Below are 19,552 nucleotides of genomic sequence, written 5' to 3' on the forward strand. Positions count from 1 at the left end.
AATACCTCCCTCACCTCAGCCGTTCCCTGCAACGACTCGCGAAATTCGGGCTCGAGAAGACCGGCCATGGCTTTTTTAACGGAATCTATCAGCTCGTAGATCACTTCGTATACTTTTATGTCCACCTTTTCACTTTCCGCCAGTTTCAGCGACTTCGCATCAGGCCTCACTTTGAAACCGATGACCACGGCATTCGAAGCAGAGGCAAGAAGCACATCTGATTCCGAAATTCCCCCGACTCCTGAGTGGATGATGTTGATCTTGACTTCATCAGTCGCTATCTTTTCGAGCGACTCCATCAAAGCATCGACACTCCCCCGCACATCACATTTGATGATCACGGGCAGCTCTTTCAGTTCCCCCTCCTTTATCCTGCTGTAGAGCTCTTCGAGTGACAGCTTGGCAGATCTCACGCCCGCGCTCTCCTTCGCTTTCGTCTGCCTCGACAGCGCAATTTCACGCGAAAGCCTCTCGCTCTCCAGAGCGGCGAATCTCTCACCCGCCTCGGGAACAAAGTTAAATCCTATTATCTCGACGGGGGTTGAGGGCCCCGCATCTTTGAGCCGCTTTCCCACGTGGCTCAGTAGGGCTTTGACCTTGCCGAAGTGCAATCCCGACACAACAGGGTCGCCGATGCGCAAAGTCCCTTCCTGCACGATTGCCGTAGCTACCGGCCCCCGCCCCTTATCGATTCTCGACTCGATTATTATTCCTCTCGAGAGTTTATTGGGGTTGGTCTTCAGCTCGAGCATATCTGCCTGCAGGATTATGAGTTCGAGGAGTCCATCGATACCCTGCATCTTCTTGGCTGATACGTTCGCAAACAGCACATCTCCTCCCCACTCTTCGGGAATAAGGCCGTACTCGGCAAGCTGTTTTTTCACCTTGTCGGGATTTGCATTCGGTTTGTCTGTCTTGTTTATCGCCACAACCAGGGGCACATTGGCAGCTTTCGCATGGTCGATCGCTTCCAGGGTCTGGGGCATTACCCCGTCGTCTGCGGCAACAACGAGAACGACGAGGTCGGTAACTTTCGCACCCCTCGCTCGCATCTGGGTAAATGCCTCATGGCCCGGGGTGTCGATAAATACTATCTTTTTATCCCCGACGAGAACCTCGTACGCGCCTATGCTCTGAGTGATTCCGCCTGCCTCGCTCTCTGCTACCTTCGTTTGCCGAATGGCGTCTAGCAATGACGTTTTCCCGTGGTCCACATGGCCCATGATCGTCACGACGGGAGCCCGGGGGGCAAGGTCCTCCCCCTTATCCGCCTCCTGATGGAGGTAGGCCTCGTATTCAGGGGCGATGTTTTCAACTTTGTAACCGAAGTCATCGGCCACGAGGGCTGCATTTTCGAAATCGACAACCTGATTTATTGTCACCATCATCCCGAGGTCGATGAATTTCTTTACCAGCGCCGAAGATTTAACGGCCATTCTTTTTGCCAGTTCACCAACCGAAATCACATCCTCCACTTTTATGACGCGCTTGCTGGGTTTCGGTGGGAGCGTAGAGGGCCCCTTCTTTTCCTTCTCTACCGGTTTTTTTCTCCTGTATGGTCTTCCCGGCTCGAAAACCCTCTCTACAATCTGGGGTTTTTCCTTTTCTTCCACTTCCTCTTCAGCCGCATCCTCATCGACGAGTTCCTCGAGAGCCTTCTTTTTCAAAACCCCCTTGTGCTGCTTTTTAAGCGACTTCACTTTCCGCTTTTTCGCTTTGTCCTCAACCTCTTCCCGCTCATCTTCTCTAAACACCTCAAGTTTCGTGCCTTCCGCCTTTCCTTCCGACACTGCCGGTTCCCCGGCCTCCTGCTCTGTTGGTGTCACAACCGTTAGCGATGCTGCCGGCCTCTCCTCTGCTGCCTCGTCCCCGGGCTCCACTTTCGTCATTATTTCGGTTGCTTTTTCGGCCTCATCCGCTGGTTCTTCCTCTACTTTCTCAACCTCCGGAGGCTTTTCGACTCTTCTCTTCTTCAGGAAAAAGGTTTTATGCTTTTTCAGCACCGTCCCGTCCGTCTCCCTGACGACCTCAGCTTCAGAACCTTTGTCCTTCTCCTTGATTATCTGGACACGTACCTTCTGCGCCACATCCTCATCGATGCCGCTGGCCGGCTTGAGATCGTGGAGGCCGAACTGACTCGACAGCATCTGAAGCAGCTCCGCGTTCTTTACCTCCAGCTCTTTCGCCAGTTCCCTGACCCTAATTCTGGCCATCGAGAACCCCCTTCGTTTTTCTTAAACCGGCGCAGAGCTCCTGAATGTTTCCGATCAATCGCTCCTTGCTCCGGCCAGGGAATTTACCTATGTGTTTTATCTTACCCCTTTTTGCCATCTTGACAAAATTGCCGAGACAATCCTGTGTTCTGCAAACGTATAACCCTCTTCCTTCGAGAAAACCAGTGGAGTCTATCTCGAGCGTCTCTTCAGCAGGTCGTATTGCCACCCTGACGAACTGAAACTTGCCGCCTTTCAGCCCGCACACGGAACAACTTCTTTCGGGAAAGCGTTTTTTCTCTTTTCTACTCAACCTGTCCCGTTTCCCCCTTGCCGATGTGCTGCTCCTCTTCATCGCCCTCGCTCTCTGGCGTTTCTTCTTCATCCTGTTTTTCTTCGTCACTGCCTGCCGGACCGGAAAGCAACCCCTCCGCTCCCGTCGCTTCACCCGCCTGCTGTTTCTCTTCGTCACCACCTGCAGGGTCGGAAACCGGTTCCTCCACGCCCGTCGCTTCACCCGTCTCCTGCTTCTCTTCGTCACCACCTGCCGGGGCGGAAACCGGTTCCTCCACCCCTGACGCTTCGCTCTCAGCCGCTGCCTCATCTTCTTTGTGTTCGAACAGCGCCTCAGCCTGGGCCAGGGCTTCTTCGGCCTTTCCTTCCTGCCGGACCTCTATGTTCCAGCTTATGAGTTTGGACGCAAGCTTTACATTTTGTCCCCTTCTTCCGATAGCTATCATCAACTGATCCTCGGGGACGATAACCTCCATCGATTGCTCCGTTTCGTTTACGAGAACCCGAATAATCTCCGCGGGAGACAGGGCGTTGCAGGCAAACTTCGCAGGATCTTCCTCCCACTGCACAATATCTATCTTTTCTCCCTTGAGCTCCTCAACAACTTTCTGCACCCGGGTACCCCGCAACCCAACACAAGCTCCCACAGGGTCGATATCCTTGTCGCGCGATTTCACGGCAATCTTCGTCCTGGAGCCGGGCTCACGTGCGATAGAAACGACGGAGACGATACCCTCGTAAATTTCCGGGACCTCCATCTCGAAGATTTTCAGAACAAGCCTCGGGTCGGTCCTGCTCAGAATTATCTCCGGCCCTCTCTGCGACAGGAGGACGTCTTTGATATAGGCCCTTATTCTGTCCCCCTGCCGGTACCTCTCTCTTTTCACCTGTTCCCTCGGCGGCATTATCGCCTCGGTCTTTCCAAGGTCAACGATCATGAGGTCTCTTTCGAATCTCTGTATTATTCCGTTGACAATCTCTCCCTTCTTATCGATATACTCATCGAATATCACTTCCCGTTCCGCCTCTTTCACCTTCTGCAGGATAATCTGCTTTGCCGTTTGGGCGGCTATTCTCCCCAGTTCTTTCGTGGGCAACCTGAAACCGATGCTGTCGCTTACCTGAGCATCGGGATCATACTCCTGAGCTTCCTCGAATGAAATTTCGAGCTCGGGATCGGAAACCTCTTCAACAACTTCTTTATACTCGAGAATTTCAAATGCGCCTGTATCATCATCGAAGTATGCCTCTATCTCTTTCTCCTGCCCAAACTTTTTCCGTGCAGCATACTCCAGGGCCTCTTTGATGGCGCTGACGATAATTTCCTTTTTTATTCCCTTCTCCTTCCCGAGTTGATTAATTATTTGATTTAGTTCAAAAATCATTGTTCCACCCCTCATGTCAACTCCGACACATCCTTTTTGAGTCTGGCTTTTTTGACATTTTTATAATCGATTACGATTCGCTCCCCCTCCTGACCGATGACGACGTACGATTCCGTAACCTCGGTAATTGTACCCGAAATCTTTCTCCGTCCACCGATTGGATTCTCGAGCCTGACGTTTACCGTCTCCCCAACAAACCTTTTGAAATGTGACGGCTTTCTCAAAACCCTCTCGATTCCCGGAGAGGAAACCTCAAGATAATAAGAGGTGGGTATCGGGTCGTCTATTTCCATCAGGGCACCCAGGTTTCTGCTGAAGGACTCGCAATCAGCTATGGTAACCCCTCCATCTCTATCGATAAAAACTCGCACGATGTACCTTCCGGGATTGCCGGACATCTCGACATCCACCACTTCGACGCACTCCTGCAGCGCAATATCTTCGGCCAGATCGACTACTCTTTTTTTGATCTCTTTCGCTCTCACCGGCATGCTCCGCGTTCAAAAAAAAAGCGGGCTTTTGCCCACTTTCCTTTATCATATCCCTTTCTTATCGAAACTTCAAGGGAAAAACCACATTGCCGCAGGCACTCAGAAAGTTGTGGCACCGGGAAAACTTTTACGTTTTCAGCGTTCCGGTGAAATCGCCCACCCTTTCTATTTGCTCCCGGTCGAAATAGGCCTTTATGCCGTCGAGAATCTCCTCCGAGATCCGCGGATTTATGAAGTTCGCCGTTCCTACCTGAATGGCTGTGGCACCTGCAAGCATGAATTCCAGGGCATCCCTTTCGTTCATTATTCCGCCGATCCCTATTACGGGAACGCTTACCCTTTGTGCAACCTGGTACACCATTCTGAGGGCAACGGGTTTGATCGCCGGCCCTGACAATCCGCCCATGACATTGCCGAGTATAGATTTTTTCCTATCCAGATCAATCACCATGCCAAGGAGCGTGTTGATGAGGGAGATCCCGTCAGCCCCTCCCTCCTCGACGGCTCCGGCGATTTCCGTTATATCGGAAACGTTCGGGGAAAGCTTCACGATGATGGTCTTGTCCGTCTCCCTCTTTACCGCCTGGACAACTTTCGAGGCAGCAATTGGGTCCTGACCGAAAACGATACCCCCCTTTTTCACGTTGGGACATGAAATATTCAACTCGAGACCTTCCACACCCTCTGCATCATCGAGGATTGCGGCTACGGCTGCGTATTCCTCCTCCATTTTCCCGTAAACATTTGCAATAACCGTGGCATCTAAACTTCTCAGAATCGGCAGTATCTCCGACACAAAATTTTTAACCCCTATGTTTTGCAAACCTATGGCGTTTACCATGCCCGATGCGGTCTCAAAAATTCTCGGTCCCGGGTTGCCTTTGACGGGCTCTATGGAAAGTCCTTTCACGATAACCGCACCGAGCCTCGAGATATCGAAAAAATCCGAATATTCAATTCCATATCCAAAGGTTCCCGATGCAGAGAACACGGGGTTTTTAAACGTGCTCTTGCCAATGCGTACCGACAGGTCAGTCACCGAAGATCACCTCATCCGAAGAGAATACGGGGCCCTCCTTGCACACCCTCACATGCTGGTAGCCATCAGGCGCAGCAACCTTTACCACGCAACCGAGGCAAACCCCGAAGCCACAGGCCATGAAGTTTTCCAGTGAAAGAAAAGCCCGAATCTTTTTTTCGGCAGACAAAGCCTTCACCGTGTTCAACATTTCCGCAGGGCCACAGGCAAAAACCGCCCATTTTTCCCTGCTCGCTATCCCGATATCCTCGATCTTTTTTTCGAGAACTTCGGTGACGAGCCCTCTGAAACCCATTGATCCATCCTCTGTTGTATAGGTTACATCTCCCTCTATTGACTTTGCGCCGACGCTGCTGGCGGGAGGTATATCCTTGTCGGTTCTGGCACCCAGGATAATCTTCATCTCTTTTCCAAGCCCTTTGAGATGAAGCGCCACGGGAAAAACCGAACTGAAACCGATCCCTCCCCCGGCAAGAATGAACTTTTCAGCACCCTCCGGCTCGAGGAATCCGTTTCCGAGTGGGCCGTTGATCTGGACCTCGTCGCCCCGGTGGAGCCCCGAGAGTATGACCGTACCTCTGCCGACAATTTTGTAAACTATCTGCAGCACGTTCTGCCCGCCGACAACTTCCCAGGAATATATCGCGAAGGGTCTGGGAAGCAGGGGATCCGTCCCCTGCCAGGCACGTATCATGACGAACTGTCCGGGTATGAACGGTTGAATGAAAGGGGTGCTGACTTTCATCAGATAGTGTTTGTCCGATATGAGAAGATTGTCGATGATCCTGCCCGAATAGAACACTATGCATCCCCTCTCCCTACATTCTTTATCATGACCCACCCGTCCTCGCCTGTATCTGCGTAATATCCCTTTCTGACCCCTACATATCGAAATCCGAGCTTCTTGTAAAGGCTTATCGCCGGGCTGTTGCCTTCCCTGACTTCAAGATATATGTAGGATGCCCCCGTGTCAGCCGCAACATCTTCACAGGTCTCCATGAGCTTTCCACCAAGTCCGCACCTTCTCATCCCCTTCGCCACGCAGATGTTGAGAATATGGCATTCGTCAAAAAGCACCCAGAATATGATAAATCCTAGGACTTCCCCCGTTTCCCTCCGGCAGACGACGTAATTGTGGGAGTAGTCGCGGTCGAGTTCTTCCAGGAAAAGCGCCCTGCTCCATGGAGTTGGAAAGGATTCCCTCTCTAGCTCAAGAACCCTGTCGATGTCGGCCTTTCCCATTTTTCTTATGACTGCGTCTATTACCATCTCAAGAGCGCAGAACCCCACGTGAAACCAGAGCCGAAAGCCGCAAGGCAAACGATATCCCCCTCTTTTATAAGCCCATTTTCCAGACACTCGTCCAGCGCGATGGGTATTGAGGCAGCAGTCGTATTTCCATATCGATGGATATTGCTGAAAACTTTGTCTTCCGCCAGCTCCATGCTTTTAGCAACGGCCTGGCTTATCCTCAAGTTCGCCTGGTGGGGAATTATGAGCGATAAGCTCTCCCTGGAAAGATCGTTGGCATCGAGGGCCTCCAGGATCGTCTCCTTGAAACGCTTTACCGCATTCGTAAAAACAAACCTCCCGTTCATGTGGGGAAAGTGACGTTTCTCCCTGAGTATCTCATCCGTGATCCTTGGATTGGAGCGGCTTCCCGGTGCCTCACACCAGAGCTCTCTTGCATGTTTGCCCTCGGAGTTCATGTGGGTTGTCAATATTCCCTCCCCTTTCCCGGAAGGGCCGACAACTGCCGCTCCCGCCCCGTCTCCGAACAAAACGCTTATATCCCTTCCTTCGGTGGAAAAATCGAGGCCGCAGGAATGTATTTCCGATCCTATGACCAGGATGTTTTCGAACTTGCCGATCTTTACAAAAGACTCTGCAATGGAAAGACCGTAAATAAATCCGGTACACTGATTGCGCACATCGAGGGCCCCCACGCAATCAAGGCCCAGCATATCCTGAACCAGGACGCCGCTGCCGGGGAAAAAGTAATCTGAGGAGAGGGTGGCAAATATAACATAATCTATATCCCCTGGCTCCAGGCCGGCTTTCTCCATTGCTCTTTTTGCCGCAACGGCCCCCATGGAAGACGTGGTCTCATCACCTTCCGCGTACCGCCTCTCTAAAATTCCGGTCCTCTGCGTTATCCACTCGTCCGACGTATCCATCAACTGCTCGAGGTCCGTGTTCAAAATGACTTTTTCGGGAAGATACCTCCCTGTCGATACTATTTTTGCGCCCCTCATAGCAATACCTCCTTGATTTTCAGAGGATCAAAACGGCCGCTGCAACTACGGTGGTGTAATCGTCTTTTACGATCGCCGACTGGGTAATATTGAACGATCGGTATATCTTCCCGCTTATCTTCCAGACCTCTTTTTTTTCGTCCCAGCTCCTATCCTCATCGAACTCAATGCCGAGCGTGCTTGCAAGCATAGCGGCGGCAAGATCCTCTGCATAATCACCTGCCACCTTTTCATTCTGGCCAAATGCGTGGTGCTCGCTCAGATACCCATATGTACTCTTGTCCGTCGGTATCGCGCAGCCTATAGACGATGCGATGAGCCTCCTCGGCTCATCGCTGGTGAGCCGTGACATAACGACAAAAACGATCTGCCCCGGTTTCAACAGACGCAGGCCCTCCACTCTCCTGATGATTTTGCATCCGGGGGGATAGATGCTGGAAACCGAGACGAGGTTGAATTTTTCGATCCCCGAATCCCGAAGTGCCAGCTCAAATGATTGGAGCTCCTCTTTGTGTCTACCCACACCCTTTGTGAAAAACATTTTAGAAGGCACGAACATCCACAACCTCCATACCGTCATGCTTCAACCGATTGACCCATAGGCGACCGCGTATCCCATGAGCCTGTAGACGAGCTTTGCAGCAAAAAAGTCAGGGGCTACGATTCCCGTTATAGGGGACAGCTCGACCACATCGAAACCGATTACCTTTTTTCGCTTGTACACCTCGGAGAGGATATCGAGGCCACCGTACCAATCAATGCCTCCCGGTTCGGGGGTGCCAACTGCCGGCATAGCCCCGGGATCAAAAAAGTCCAGGTCAATGGTGACGTAGACATTGTCCTTCAGGTTGGCGATGATAGCGTTGATGACCTCCCCCTGGTTCTCCTTCAGCTCGTAGGCATAATAAGTTCTCAAATGGTTCTTCCGGATGAACCTGTCCTCCTCCTCGGACAGGCTTCGAACCCCAACCTGTATCACGTCAAAACCCTTTTCCACTATCCTCCTTGAAACACAGGCGTGGTTCCATCTCGTGCCCTGGTAGCTGTCCCTGTAGTCACCATGGGCATCGAGTTGCAGGATCGAGAAGCTACCGAACTTTTTCTTCAGAGGTTCCAGAGCACCGATAGTCACCGTGTGCTCTCCCCCGATAATGACCGGATACCTGTTTCTCCTGATGTACTGCTCGATCGCCTTCTCCATCTCCCGCAGTGAACTGAGCGGTGTCTTGAGGTTCGCCTCAACGAATGGCGCCGTAAAAATCCCGCTCTTGTACGTCTCTATCTTCAGCTCATCATCAAAAAGCTCCAGATTTGCCGACGCCGAGAGGATAGCCATGGGCCCGTTTCTCGCACCGGTCATGTAGCTCGTAGTGACATCGTAAGGTATTGGAATTACAGCAAATTTTGAGTTCTTCCAGGAGCTGTACTTTTCAGGCAACCCTCCGAAGTTAAACTTTAATTCCTTCACCCGAACCTCCCTTCTTCATCCTTTTCCTTCTCAGGGAAAGGATTGCATAATACATAATATAATAAGCGACGAGCGATGCAAACAAACCGGTAATTGTCGTTCCCACGAAAAGGGGAACTCCATAAACTTTGAAATAGGCAAGCAGTGTCTTGACACTGAAATTTTCAAAAGAGGGGGGTACGGGATTTCCTCCAACCACGAACGCACCTAACTTATATGACGCGAAAAACACAAAGGGAATGGTCAGGTGGTTGTTGATCCAAGCCCCCGTGATGATAGCCACTTTGTTCAACCGAAACATTACCGCAATAGCAATCGCCATTATCGTGTGAATCGAAAGCAGTGGGGTAAAGCTGATAAAAACCCCGATGGCAAAGCTCAGCGCAATCTTTCTCTCGCACCCCTGCTCATCGAGCGTTTTGTTGATATATAATTTGAGCTTTGAAATACCCGCCAAGTTAACCTCCGGGGGAAAAGTGGCTCAAAGGAGTCGCATGTCACGCGCCATGAGCTTTATCTCGCTCCGGCCACGATACACGGAAAGTTTGGGCGAATAGAGAAGATCAATCCTTTCGGGACTCTCATTTTTCAACTCCCTCATATTGAAGGCAAGAACCTCGAATTTTATCCCTCCCTGCGCAACATCCATCGTTATCAAACCCCTGTTCCTGACGGATACGTCGGAAACCATCAGGTTCCGGGAAAGGAAAAGGGGCTCGGGGTTGCCGATTCCGTACGGGGAAAGGGCCTCAAACTCATCCAGAACGTTTTTCGTCAAGCTTGCAAGCTCAACTTCAGCATCCACGTCGATTACCGACGCCATTTTCTCCTCCCCATAGAGGTTGAGCATACCGGCCTGCAACGCCTCGTTGAACTTTTCCAACCTCTCCCTTTTCACCACGACCCCCGCGGCCCGGGGATGTCCGCCGTATCTCTCTATGTGATCAGAGCACTCATGCAATATTTTCAGGATATCAAAGGGGCTCTTGCTCCTTCCCGACCCCTTCGCATCACCCCCGTCAAAAGAGAAGACAAGCGCCGGCCTGGAGTAACTTTCAGCGATCTTTGACGCAACTATACCAACAACCCCTATGTGCCAGTTTTCTGACCCTATGACGATAAATCTGCCTTTGTGCAGATCACCCTCTTCGATGATTCTCCTTGCCTCCTTAAAAATTCTCTCTTCCTCCATCTGTCGCTTTCTGTTTTCGCGGGACAGTATCCTCGCAAAGTCCTGGGCACGCCCATCTGATGATTCAATCAGAATTGCCGATGAGAGCGAAGAGTCCCCGACCCGCCCTGCGGCATTCAAGCGGGGGCCGATCCTGTATGCCAGATCCACCTCGTTCACATATTCCTGCTTCACCCCCGACACATCGAGCAGCGCTAAAATCCCCGGGCGGGGATCCCTCCTTATTTGGAGAAGGCCATATTTTACGAACATCCTGTTGTCCCCCGTCAACGGTGCCAGGTCCGCTACCGTACCGAGGGCAACGAGGTCCAGGTACTGTGAAAGCTGAATCTCTCTCTTTCCAGCGAAGAACCCTGAGTCTCGAAGAATTTTTCTTATCGCGCAGATGAGCGCAAAAACGACTCCCACTCCGGCAAGGTCCTTGAAACCATAGTTGCAGTCTTTTCTTCGAGGATTGAGGACGGCATAGGCATTCGGTATCGTATCACGGACAGAATGGTGATCCGTAATGATCACGTCCGTCCCGAGGTGTCCCGCCTCTTCCACCTCTGCAAAATCCGATATCCCCGAATCGACGGTTACGATGAGAGAAAACCCTGTTCTCGCCGCAAACCTCATATACTCCAGTTTCAAACCATAGCCGTCTTTGATCCTGTCATTCTGGTGAATGTATATCTGGAGGTAGGGAAAAAGCTCTTTCAGAAACAGGTACAGGCATGCTGCGCCGGTGGCTCCATCAACATCATAGTCGGCATAGATGAATATTTTTTCATCCCTTTCGCATGCCTCGATTATTCTCCCGGCCGCCTTTTCGATATCGGCCATCTCCATGGGATCTGATAGTGCAGAAAGGTCCGTGCCGAGGAAGGTTTGGATCTGGCCAAACTCGCAGAGGCTTCTGTTTGCCAGGATCGTAGCAAAAAGCCTGCTTACGCCTAAATGGCTCGAAATATCTCTTATTACGGTTTCATCAGGATTCTTTACCTTCCAGATCTTTCCGACATTTCTCTCCATCACTCTTATTTTCTGACCTGTGTGATTTTGTCTCCTCTCCATATGACGACAAGGGGAGACGCGAGGAATACAGAGGAGTACGTCCCTATTATGACTCCCATTGCCAGGGCAAGGGCGAAGTCTCTTATCACCTCTCCTCCGAGCACGAGAATGCTCATCACCGCTATGAATGTTGTCAGTGATGTAATGATCGATCGCTTGAGGACATCGTTGATGCTCCTGTTGGTTATTTCGCTGAAAGTCTTCCCCTTTCTTCCCCGCAAGTTTTCCCGGATCCTGTCGAACACCACTACCGTATCGGTCAGTGAATACCCGGCGAGGGTCAAAAGTGCGGTGACAAGGAGCAGGTTCACTTCTCTTCCGAGAATGGTCATGATAAAGAGCACTGCCAGGACGTCATGGAAGGTAGCTATTGCAGCGGCAACCCCGAACTTGAATTCAAATCGCCACGCTATGTAAAGGATGATGCCAATCGTGGAAATGACAACAGCAATAAGAGCATCCCTGCGAAGCTTTGCTCCAATCGCCGGGCCTATTTCCGTCGCCGCCTGCACCTCGAAACCGTTGTCTTGAAAGGTGCTCCTGACAACATCAGATATCGCATCGGCAACCATCTCGCCTTTTCCGCTCTTGAGCCCAACTTTGATCAGGGCCACATTCTGTGCCACAAAATCCTGTATGTTGGCATCAACGAAGCCCGCATCTCCGAGAGCTTTTCTCAGCGTATCGACTTTAAACGGCTTTTCGAACTTCACCTGAACGGATGTGCCCCCTGCAAAATCAACACCCAGATTTCCCCTGCCGGTAAAAATGAGGGCGAGGGTGACAATTCCCGCGACAGCCAGAAATGCGGAAATGGAGAAGGATATTTTCTTTGCCCGCATGAAATCGATATTTGTATCTTTGATGATCTCCATTAATTCACCCCCTCAGATACTCAACGTCTTCATCGGCTGTTTGAAGTTTACGTAATCGAATATCACCTTCGTGCACACCAGCGATGTAAAGAGATTTATCAGGACACCCAGCGACAGCGTGACGGCAAAGCCCTTGATGGGTCCCGTCCCAAACTGAAAGAGAACGGCCGCCGTGATGAGAGTCGTTATGTGGGAGTCGATGATGGTGAAAAGGGCTTTGTCGTATCCTGCGTCAATCGATGCCCTGACCGTCTTTTCGAGCCTGAGTTCTTCCCTGATCCTTTCGAAGATCAAAACATTGGCATCAACGGCCATACCGATGGTCAGGATTATCCCCGCTATGCCGGGCAGGGTAAGAGTCGCCTCCAGCACGGCCATGACTGCGAGCAGATAAATGAGATTTAGAAACAACGCAAGGTTCGCAATCAGCCCGGAAAGCCTGTAGTAGACAACCATGAAGACTACGACGAGTATCAGCCCGATTATGGATGCCCTCACCCCCTTATCGATGCTATCACGTCCCAGCGATGGGCCGATCGAGACATTCTGAATGATCGTTACCGGTGCAGGAAGAGATCCCGCCCGGAGCACCAGAGCCAGGTCGGAGGCCTCATCAGTGGTAAAGCTTCCCGTTATCTGGGCTTCTCCTCCGGATATTCTTTCCTGAATTACCGGAGCGGAATAGACCGTGTCGTCGAGAACAATGGCGAGCCTCCTTTTCACATTCTCGCCCGTTACCCGGTCGAATATTTTCGCCCCGATAGAATCGAAGGAGAGTGAAACATACGGGGCGCCGGTCCTGTTGTCGAAACTTACCCGGGCTGTCTTTATGTGGTCTCCCGTCAAAAGGGTCCTCCTGAACAGGAGGATCGCATTTTTGGACACAACTCCCGAATTCCTGTCAACGGATTTCTGATACAGTATCTGCGAATTCTCCGGAACGCTGCCTGACAGGGCGTCGTCGAGGCTGTGCTCCGAATCGACCAGCTTGAACTCGAGAAGCGCCGTCTTGCCGACGATGTCCACGGCCCTTTGCTTCTCTTTTATCCCCGGCAGCTGAACCACTATCCTCTCTTCGCCCTCGCTCACAATCTGTGGCTCCCGGACGCCGAACTGGTCGATCCTGTTCCGTATTGTCTCAACGGCCTGTTTCACCGCATTGTTCTTTATGAAACTGACCTCCGAGTCCCTCATGGAAAGAATCAGCGTTGCCATATCCTCGCGTATTTCGCCCACTTCGATCTCGAGGTTTCCAAAACGCTGCTCGAGAGCGGTCCGGGCTCTCTCGATAAACTCGCCCGGTGGGATCACGATCTGGTAAGAAGCGCCATGGACCCTCCGGACCGAAAGGACGGGAATTCCCTTCTCCCGCAGCGATGTCTTCGCATCATCCGAATACCGGGATATCGTGTTTTCCACCGCCTTATCGAGCTCAACCTGGAGCCGCAGAAAAATACCGCCCTGGAGATCGAGGCCGAGGTTTATCTTCCCTATTTTCTCCTTCAAGGAAGCAGGAACGTAGGTCGTGACGCTCGGTACGAGGAGAAATACTCCTAAAACAGTCAACAAACCGACCAGCATCGCCCTCCACAGAATACTCCTTTTCATCTCGAGAGGCTCCTTTCAGGTTCTTTTTCGGTTGAGTTTACTGTTGCTGCGAAGAGGCCTGATCCTTGCTTAAACCTGCAATGGCGGTTCTTGACACCTTGACCCTCACATTATCTGCAATATCGAGGGTCACCACTGTATCGGTGAGACCGGTTATCGACCCGTGAAGGCCACCATTGGTGACCACTCTGTCACCCTTCTTCAGATTCTTGATAAACTCCTGATGTCTCTTGACCTGCTTTTGCTGTGGCCTGATCAGAATAAAATAGAAAATTACGAACATGAGCACGAGGGGCACGAGACCAACCAGGCCGGTAGACCCGCCCGCCCCTTTCTCGCTCATGGCAAATGCAATCGACCCGAGTAACATCCCTCACCTCCATCTGCGATCATGTTGATTTTAATGCTTCCTTAAGATTGAAGATTGTTTCACAAATAGATGAAAATTTCCATTGGTAATTGCCTCTCTCACCCGTTTCATGAGTTCATGATAGAAAAAAAGGTTGTGAATCGTGTTCAACCGGGAAGAGAGTATCTCGCCGGCGAGGAAAAGATGCCTGAGATAGGACCTTGAGAATTTTTTACAGGTGTAGCAGGCACAATCCGGGTCGGGAGGGCTCTCGTCCTCACGGTATCTGCTTTGCTTGATAGCAATCTGGCCTTTCCACGTGAAGAGCTGTCCGTTTCGGGCATTTCTCGTGGGAAGGACACAATCGAAAATATCTATGCCCCGGGAAACCGAGAACAGTATATCCGCAGGGGTTCCAACGCCCATGAGATACCTCACCCTTTCTTGGGGCATGCGCATAGAGGTATAATCGATCATTTCCATCATGAGGGGCTTGCTTTCCCCGACGGACAGGCCACCTATTGCATACCCGTCGAAACCATTTTCCACCGTCAACTCCAGGGATCGCATTCTCAATTCTTTTACCATTCCACCCTGAATTATCCCGAAAATGGTAGCCCCGTGTCTCCTTGCCACATTGAGGCACTTTTTACCCCACCTTGCGGAAAGCAGCACTCCCTCTTCCACCGCCTTTTGGTCGGCGGGATGCTCCACACAAACGTCGAGTTGCATCATGATGTCTGAGCCGAGCGACCTCTGGATCTCAACCGCACGCTGCGGTGTAAGCTTGAGCATCTTCCCATCCAGATGGGATCTGAAAACAACACCCTCGGGCGTTATATTTCTGAGGGGCGACAGGCTGAAAACCTGGAAACCCCCACTGTCCGTGAGAATGTTCCCGTCCCATCCCATGAACCTGTGCAATCCGCCAAGTCGCTCTATGAGCTTGTGTCCCGGACGAAGGTAGAGGTGGTAGGTATTTGCGAGAATGCACCCGTACCCGATGTCCCTGATCTCCTCCGGCGTCATCGCTTTGACTGTGCCCGCCGTTCCAACAGGCATGAATGCTGGGGTATGAAATGTGCCACGGGCAGTTTTAATGACGCCTGCCCTCGCATCAGTATCGCTGCACTCTTTCTCTATCCGAAACTCCAATTTTTCAAACCTCACACAACAAACATGGCATCTCCGTAGGAGAAGAAACGGTAATTTTCCGAAATCGCTTCCCGGTAACACCTCTTCAGTTCCCGGACACCGCAGAAAGCCATGACAAGGGCGATGAGGCTGCTCCTGGGAAGATGAAAATTTGTGATCAGCCCGTCGATCATCCGAAACCGGTAACCCGGATAGATGAACAGGTCAGAGTACCCCGCATAAACCCCGGGGGTTGCGTCTCCCCTGAAAGCCGTCTCGAGTGCCCGGACGGTAGAGGTACCGATGGCGATCACCTTGGCACCACTTTTTCTCTGTTTCTCTATCAAATCGGCAGACTCGGGGGGAATTGAAAAATATTCGACGTGCATTTCGTGATCTTCAACTCTTTCCTTTCTGATGGGCGAAAAAGTGCCGTATCCGATGTTGAGGCTTACCTTCGCAACGTGAACGCCCCTCTCCACGATGGCCCCGATGAGTTTCTCTGTGAAGTGGAGACCGGCAGTGGGCGCAGCGACGGAACCCGGCACCTTTGCATACACCGTCTGGTAGCGCTCCTCATCGGGAAATGAATTCCGTTCCCCCCTCTTGATATAGGGGGGGAGGGGTATCCGTCCTGCCTGTTCAAGCCGCTCGTAAACGGTTCCATCGCACTCGCATTCTACGATCCACCTCCCTGACCCCAGGCAATCGATGGGTCTGACCAACAATCCCTCTGTTATTTCGATGGGGTCGCCGCTATTGACTTTTCTGGAAGGCCGCAGAAGGCACTCCCACGTTTTGGCATCACTCCCCCCTTTCCCTTCGTCAACGTGGGAGAGGAAAAAAATCTCCATCTTTCCTCCACTTTTTCGCTCGAATAGCACCCTTGCTTTCATCACCCTGGACTCGTTGAAAACCAGCAGGTCTCCGGAGTTAAGATACTCCGGCAGCATGGAGAAATAGGCGTGTCGTATCCTCCTTGACCCCCGTTCGTAGTGCATCAACCGGGATTCGTCCCTCCCGGGAAGGGGAAACTGCGCGATCAGTCGGTCGGGAAGATCATAATCGAGTTCATTTACGTCCATAGTGAATCAATAGTAACGCGTTATGTCTATCTTTCCGCCATAATAATGCCTCAGGATTTCCCTGAAGCTAAATCCCCGTCCCGCCATTCCATTGGCTCCATACTGGCAAAGTCCCACGCCGTGGCCGTAGCCCCTTCCCGACATTGATACCCTGTCGCCAGTCATCGCTATAGAGAAGCTTATGCTCTTCATAGCCGCGTATCCCACATCGGCGCGAAGCTTCGATGCGGAAACATCCCAGGTTCCCGTATCCATCTCCACCCGCAGTGTTTTAGTCCTCCCTGTATTGGTTTTCGAACCGGGCCTTAAGGAGATCAACCTATTTCCCCTTATTCCCTCTTTCCTCAATACATTGACGAACTCACGCTGTGAAATCTCGAGTACCCACCTGAATCCCGGCGCATAATCGCAGTAGCCGCAGGTAACTGCCCGGAGGTAGGAAATATCGGTCTGCCACGTATCGTAGGCATTTTCGGTCCTGCCGCCGCAGGAGGCATGGTAAACCGCCAGAGCAGGGCTCAAACGATACATGACCACTTCTCCCCGTGTATCCTTTGCAGCCCTCACATATTCGTCTCCCACATCCTCTATGCCACCGTAAACCTGTGATATATTTGAGTTATCGAGGTGATAGTATTCGCCCTTCCCATTTTCCATCCTGTAGAGCGTATATGTTCGCACGGCAACTGCCACCGCCTTTTTAGCCTCGAGATCGAAAGAGGAAGGAACCTCGCTTTTTAAAACTGACGCAACGTATCGCTCCATCCCGATCTGGTCAATTAAATCGATTCCCCTCTGCGTCGGGTGAAAAACCACCCTGCCGGAATAGAGGACACCATCTATCATAACGGGAGCCCTGGATACGAGCAAAAGCTCCCCGTTGAACCGACGGGCACCGTCTGATAAATACCCCTCTTCAGACCTGATGGTAATGTCTCTTTCTCCCCGCGAAACGATTTCCCCCCCCTTCGTGCTGACAAAATAGTCCCCCTCACTTATGGTCAGTTGCAAGAGGCCTCTCTTTATCAAAACTCTCACCGAGGGCTCAAAGCGTAAAGGCTCTTCCACGCCGGGAAGTCTTTGCTTCTCGATGAAGGCATCCTTGCCTGCGCATGAAAGGGAAAGAAAAAGGGACAGGAAAACGAGCAGGAGGAGGGTTCCTCTCTGCATTCGATTCCACGATGTGTTTAAGTCCCATCCGGATGAACGGGGAAGTCCGCCGAAAATTACTCACCCCCCTCACCAGCTTTTTTGCCGTAAGCATCAAGAAAAGGTTTCAAGAGTTCCACCGGAATGGGGAGAAAAATGGTCATGTTTTTCTCGGAAGCAACCTCAGAAACCGTCTGGAGAAACCGCAGTTGAATGGCGACCGGGTTCTTGCTCAATCTTTCCGATGCCTGAAGCAGTCTCTCCGAGGCCTGAAATTCTCCCTCGGCAGCGATAACTTTTGATCTTCTCTCCCTCTCTGCCTCCGCCTGTTTTGCCATCGCTCTTTGCATCTCCTGGGGGAGGTCTATGTGTTTCACTTCAACCATTGAAACTTTGACCCCCCAGGGGTCCGTGTGCCGGTCGAGGATCTCCTGCAGTTCATTGTTAATCTTGTCCCGCTCTGTCAGCAGTTCATCGAGCTCTGCCTGCCCGCACACGCTCCTCAGTGTCGTCTGGGCAAGCTGTGAAGTCGCGTAGAGATAGTTTTCAACGGAAACCACCGCTTTTACTGCATCCATGACCCGGAAGTAGACGACGGCATTAACCTTCACGGATACGTTGTCCCTCGTGATAATATCCTGGGGCGGAACATCCATCGTTACGGTCCGAAGATCCACCCTGACGAGCTTATCGATGAAGGGGATCAGAATAATCAGTCCGGGTCCTTTTTCGCCTATCACTCTTCCAAGCCTGAAGACCACTCCCCGCACATACTCTTTGAGAACCTTGATTGCCGCACTGAGAAATATCAACAAAAGAATTATGAGAGCAACGGGCAGAAACATTGGAAACCTCCTCGTATTTTTTCCTCCCGATTTAAAGCAGATCCATCATCCGGAACCCTGTGCCCACAAGCAATTTTGCTGAGAATACGATTAACAATATTAAACTTATACTTTAATTTTATCTTTTACATAACTAATATTGATACAGTTATTCTGTCTTTTTCCGTTTCACAAAGAGCTTGAACCCCTCCTTCCCGGTAACGACAACATCCTCACCCTCTTTGATCGATTCGTCTGATACGGCATCCCATATCTCCCCTGCGACGAAAACCTTGCCCGTTTCAATAATATCAGAGGTTACCTTCCCCGATTCTCCGACTATCGCATGAAAACCTGTTTTTGGCTTTTGCTTCTGGGCCCGTATCGCAAGGAATATAATCGAACCGAAAAAGAGCGTCGAAAGTAAGATCATCGGTACAAGTGTCTTCATGGAAATCCTCAAATATGGCTCTCGAGAATGGAAAAGCATAATAGAGCCGAGAAAAAGTGCGATGACCCCCCCGACGGAGAGCATCCCATAGCTCGGAACTTTCATTTCAAGGATAAAGAGGATCATTGCCAGGGCGATGAGGAGGAATCCGGCATAATTCACCGACAGCGTTTGAAGCGCGTAAAACCCGAGAATGATGCATATCCCTCCGACCACTCCGGGAAATATTGCACCGGGGTTCGATAACTCGAAAAAAACACCATAAATCCCCAGCATGAGCAGGATATAGGCAACATTGGGATCTGAGAGAGCATTGAGAATCCTGTGCCGGAGGCCCATTTTGTTGAACACGACGACAGCCGCCTTGGAATCTATCACAAACGTATTTCCGTCCTTTTCGACCTCCATCCCATCAACTTTCACCAGAAGGTCACTCAGGTCCTCGGCAACAAGGTCGATTACCTTCTTCTGCAATGCCATTTTTTCGGTAAGGGACGTGCTTTTCCTCACTGCCTCCTCTGCCCAGTCCGCGTTCCTCCCCTTCTTGTCCGCTATGGACCGGGCGTACGCAGCAGCATCGTTTGCGATCTTCTCCGCCATGGTCTCATCCATCTTGCCCCCCCCGATTCCCACGGGATGGGCAGCGCCGATATTCGTCCCTGGTGCCATGGCAGCGATATCGGA

Annotated in this window: 19 protein-coding genes and 1 pseudogene (1 of these 20 cut by a window edge); all 20 read right to left on the minus strand. The window is 51.4% G+C overall.

The window, feature by feature from the left end; all coding sequences use genetic code 11:
- Positions 1 to 2,213 (minus strand): annotated as a pseudogene (infB, locus tag GTN70_02780) (translation initiation factor IF-2) (it extends 235 nt beyond the left edge of the window).
- Entirely contained in the window at positions 2,200 to 2,526 is a 327-nt protein-coding gene (locus GTN70_02785) for a DUF448 domain-containing protein (GenBank protein NIO15918.1), read from the minus strand. Before GTN70_02785 ends, infB begins: the two are co-directional and overlap by 14 nt.
- Positions 2,519 to 3,892, minus strand: a complete 1,374-nt coding sequence (gene nusA / locus GTN70_02790; protein ID NIO15919.1) for a transcription termination/antitermination protein NusA — start codon at positions 3,890 to 3,892, stop codon at positions 2,519 to 2,521. The genes GTN70_02785 and nusA overlap by 8 nt, the downstream gene beginning before the upstream one ends.
- Positions 3,893 to 3,903: 11 nt before the next feature.
- On the minus strand, positions 3,904 to 4,377 hold the full coding sequence (locus GTN70_02795) for a ribosome maturation factor RimP (GenBank protein ID NIO15920.1): 474 nt from the start codon (positions 4,375 to 4,377) through the stop codon (positions 3,904 to 3,906).
- A gap of 133 nt (positions 4,378 to 4,510) precedes the next feature.
- On the minus strand, positions 4,511 to 5,422 hold the full coding sequence (locus GTN70_02800; protein ID NIO15921.1) for a dihydroorotate dehydrogenase: 912 nt from the start codon (positions 5,420 to 5,422) through the stop codon (positions 4,511 to 4,513).
- On the minus strand, positions 5,415 to 6,224 hold the full coding sequence (locus GTN70_02805; GenBank protein NIO15922.1) for a dihydroorotate dehydrogenase electron transfer subunit: 810 nt from the start codon (positions 6,222 to 6,224) through the stop codon (positions 5,415 to 5,417). The genes GTN70_02800 and GTN70_02805 overlap by 8 nt, the downstream gene beginning before the upstream one ends.
- Positions 6,224 to 6,691 carry a ribosomal protein S18-alanine N-acetyltransferase gene (gene rimI, locus GTN70_02810; GenBank protein ID NIO15923.1) on the minus strand — a complete coding sequence of 156 codons (468 nt, stop codon included), beginning with the start codon at positions 6,689 to 6,691 and terminating at the stop codon, positions 6,224 to 6,226. Before rimI ends, GTN70_02805 begins: the two co-directional genes overlap by 1 nt.
- The gene (gene fabH / locus GTN70_02815; GenBank protein ID NIO15924.1) at positions 6,685 to 7,677 is read right to left on the minus strand and encodes a beta-ketoacyl-ACP synthase III; all 993 of its coding nucleotides are present in this window, start codon (positions 7,675 to 7,677) and stop codon (positions 6,685 to 6,687) included. The genes rimI and fabH overlap by 7 nt, the downstream gene beginning before the upstream one ends.
- A 19-nt stretch (positions 7,678 to 7,696) precedes the next feature.
- Positions 7,697 to 8,236, minus strand: a complete 540-nt coding sequence (locus GTN70_02820) for an arginine decarboxylase, pyruvoyl-dependent (protein NIO15925.1) — start codon at positions 8,234 to 8,236, stop codon at positions 7,697 to 7,699.
- Between the two features lie 24 nt (positions 8,237 to 8,260).
- Positions 8,261 to 9,145: an agmatinase gene (speB, locus tag GTN70_02825; GenBank protein NIO15926.1), complete on the minus strand. Its 885-nt coding sequence runs from the start codon at positions 9,143 to 9,145 to the stop codon at positions 8,261 to 8,263.
- Positions 9,126 to 9,602 carry a DUF2062 domain-containing protein gene (locus GTN70_02830; protein ID NIO15927.1) on the minus strand — a complete coding sequence of 159 codons (477 nt, stop codon included), beginning with the start codon at positions 9,600 to 9,602 and terminating at the stop codon, positions 9,126 to 9,128. The genes speB and GTN70_02830 overlap by 20 nt, the downstream gene beginning before the upstream one ends.
- A 24-nt stretch (positions 9,603 to 9,626) precedes the next feature.
- Entirely contained in the window at positions 9,627 to 11,351 is a 1,725-nt protein-coding gene (recJ, locus tag GTN70_02835; GenBank protein ID NIO15928.1) for a single-stranded-DNA-specific exonuclease RecJ, read from the minus strand.
- A 5-nt stretch (positions 11,352 to 11,356) separates the two neighbouring features.
- Entirely contained in the window at positions 11,357 to 12,268 is a 912-nt protein-coding gene (gene secF / locus GTN70_02840) for a protein translocase subunit SecF (GenBank protein NIO15929.1), read from the minus strand.
- Between the two features lie 12 nt (positions 12,269 to 12,280).
- A complete protein-coding gene (gene secD, locus GTN70_02845; GenBank protein ID NIO15930.1) occupies positions 12,281 to 13,876 on the minus strand; it encodes a protein translocase subunit SecD in 1,596 nt (531 codons plus the stop codon).
- Between the two features lie 37 nt (positions 13,877 to 13,913).
- On the minus strand, positions 13,914 to 14,246 hold the full coding sequence (gene yajC / locus GTN70_02850; GenBank protein NIO15931.1) for a preprotein translocase subunit YajC: 333 nt from the start codon (positions 14,244 to 14,246) through the stop codon (positions 13,914 to 13,916).
- Between the two features lie 30 nt (positions 14,247 to 14,276).
- Positions 14,277 to 15,380, minus strand: coding sequence for a tRNA guanosine(34) transglycosylase Tgt (tgt, locus tag GTN70_02855; protein NIO15932.1), 1,104 nt, complete (start codon positions 15,378 to 15,380; stop codon positions 14,277 to 14,279).
- Between the two features lie 11 nt (positions 15,381 to 15,391).
- Positions 15,392 to 16,444 (minus strand): tRNA preQ1(34) S-adenosylmethionine ribosyltransferase-isomerase QueA, encoded by a 1,053-nt coding sequence (gene queA, locus GTN70_02860; protein NIO15933.1) that lies wholly within the window; start codon positions 16,442 to 16,444, stop codon positions 15,392 to 15,394.
- Between the two features lie 6 nt (positions 16,445 to 16,450).
- Positions 16,451 to 17,614 carry a SpoIID/LytB domain-containing protein gene (locus GTN70_02865; protein NIO15934.1) on the minus strand — a complete coding sequence of 388 codons (1,164 nt, stop codon included), beginning with the start codon at positions 17,612 to 17,614 and terminating at the stop codon, positions 16,451 to 16,453.
- Positions 17,615 to 17,670: 56 nt separating this feature from the next.
- Positions 17,671 to 18,438: a slipin family protein gene (locus tag GTN70_02870; GenBank protein ID NIO15935.1), complete on the minus strand. Its 768-nt coding sequence runs from the start codon at positions 18,436 to 18,438 to the stop codon at positions 17,671 to 17,673.
- Positions 18,439 to 18,586: 148 nt separating this feature from the next.
- Positions 18,587 to 19,537 carry a nodulation protein NfeD gene (locus GTN70_02875; GenBank protein NIO15936.1) on the minus strand — a complete coding sequence of 317 codons (951 nt, stop codon included), beginning with the start codon at positions 19,535 to 19,537 and terminating at the stop codon, positions 18,587 to 18,589.
- Between the last annotated feature and the right edge of the window lie 15 nt (positions 19,538 to 19,552).

It is taken from the genome of Deltaproteobacteria bacterium, from assembly GCA_011773515.1.
Lineage (GTDB): Bacteria > Desulfobacterota > Deferrimicrobia > J040 > J040 > WVXK01.

Bases quoted from the DNA above. Each gene is read 5' to 3' on its own strand.
- nusA (NIO15919.1), bottom strand. From the start codon at position 3,892: ATGATTTTTGAACTAAATCAAATAATTAATCAACTCGGGAAGGAGAAG.
- rimI (NIO15923.1), bottom strand. From the start codon at position 6,691: ATGGTAATAGACGCAGTCATAAGAAAAATGGGAAAGGCCGACATCGAC.
- fabH (NIO15924.1), bottom strand. From the start codon at position 7,677: ATGAGGGGCGCAAAAATAGTATCGACAGGGAGGTATCTTCCCGAAAAA.
- GTN70_02820 (NIO15925.1), bottom strand. From the start codon at position 8,236: ATGTTCGTGCCTTCTAAAATGTTTTTCACAAAGGGTGTGGGTAGACAC.
- recJ (NIO15928.1), bottom strand. From the start codon at position 11,351: ATGGAGAGAAATGTCGGAAAGATCTGGAAGGTAAAGAATCCTGATGAA.
- secF (NIO15929.1), bottom strand. From the start codon at position 12,268: ATGGAGATCATCAAAGATACAAATATCGATTTCATGCGGGCAAAGAAA.
- secD (NIO15930.1), bottom strand. From the start codon at position 13,876: ATGAAAAGGAGTATTCTGTGGAGGGCGATGCTGGTCGGTTTGTTGACT.
- yajC (NIO15931.1), bottom strand. From the start codon at position 14,246: ATGTTACTCGGGTCGATTGCATTTGCCATGAGCGAGAAAGGGGCGGGC.
- queA (NIO15933.1), bottom strand. From the start codon at position 16,444: ATGGACGTAAATGAACTCGATTATGATCTTCCCGACCGACTGATCGCG.
- GTN70_02865 (NIO15934.1), bottom strand. From the start codon at position 17,614: ATGCAGAGAGGAACCCTCCTCCTGCTCGTTTTCCTGTCCCTTTTTCTT.
- GTN70_02870 (NIO15935.1), bottom strand. From the start codon at position 18,438: ATGTTTCTGCCCGTTGCTCTCATAATTCTTTTGTTGATATTTCTCAGT.
- GTN70_02875 (NIO15936.1), bottom strand. From the start codon at position 19,537: ATGGCACCAGGGACGAATATCGGCGCTGCCCATCCCGTGGGAATCGGG.